The organism is Methanoregula sp., assembly GCF_002835825.1.
Lineage (GTDB): Archaea > Halobacteriota > Methanomicrobia > Methanomicrobiales > Methanospirillaceae > Methanoregula.
Genome location: NZ_PIZH01000684.1, coordinates 1 through 1,125, shown reverse-complemented (window position 1 = coordinate 1,125; position 1,125 = coordinate 1). Strand labels below are relative to the sequence as shown.

At 52.7% G+C, this 1,125-nt stretch carries 1 protein-coding gene; it reads right to left on the bottom strand.

Annotated features, from left to right (window positions below; genetic code table 11):
* Positions 1 to 263: 263 nt before the first annotated feature.
* A partial coding sequence (locus CW742_RS14430) for a DUF362 domain-containing protein (protein WP_292421571.1) occupies positions 264 to 1,125 on the bottom strand: 862 nt, incomplete at its 5' end.

Genomic DNA, 1,125 nt, shown 5'->3' with positions numbered 1-1,125 from the left:
TAGATTCATTGAAACACTCCAATGGATTAGCTGAATTCCCTTCGGGAAACGAAGGCGATGTATGAGCGAAATACCGTCGTAACGATAAATGTTCTCAAACTAAAATTTATTAAAACTCCTTCGCTAATAAGCGCTTGCTTTCCACCCCATTATAACTGTTTCTATTTGAAGTCGTGGTGGAAATGAATTTCCACCACATTTTTCTAAAAAAAGGTTCAAAAAAATGGAGAAAACGAGAAATGGCTGATCCAGGTTTTTTAAGATCAGATCCTGATGAGTTCGTACTTGCTGCTCCCCATCCCGATCTCTACTGCATACCGGACCTGCCGGTACCCGTCCGTCTGCTCATGAACGCCGGTAAACTTGTCTTCGCCCGGGTGATGGTGCGCAGTGAGAAGCGAGTCCGCATACCCCTGCTGCTGGTTCACAAGATCGAAACTGGCGGCATCGATCGCCACCGGGTCCTTTGATGCGAGGATCCCGATGTCCGGTACGATCGGTGCATCGGAGTACGGGAAGCAGTCGCAATCCGGGGTAATCCGGATCAGGAAATTCATGTAACCCACCTTCTTCTCTTTCCCTTTCACCGCCCCGTACGCGTACTCCACCATTCTTTCCATGAACTGCGGGATCTCAGTCTCCCAGTCAATCTCGATCGCATGCTCCGGACAGACATGCATACACTCAAAGCAGCCGATGCAGAGTTCGTGATCGATCACCGACTTTTTCTTCTTCACCGTGATCGCGTCTTTCGGGCAGACCTTCATGCACGAAGCACAGCCCGTGCACTTCTCCGGGATCGTAAACGGCCGGGCATTGTGCTGGGCCCGCTTCCCGTCTGGCGGTGCGCAGCCCATGGCCAGGTTCTTGATCGCCCCCCCGAACCCGGAGACGATGTGGCCCTTGAAATGGGAGAGCACGATCATGCTGTCGGCAGCAGCAATATCGCCTGCTATCGACACTTCATCAAAGTGTTTCTTCGCGATTTTCACCATGCGGATGTTCTTCCCGTTCAGCCCGTCCGCGATGATGACCGGTGCGCCCGCCACCGCATAATCGAACCCGTGGGAGATTGCGGTACCGATATGTTCGACGGCGTTCGACCGTGCCCCCATGTACAGGGTG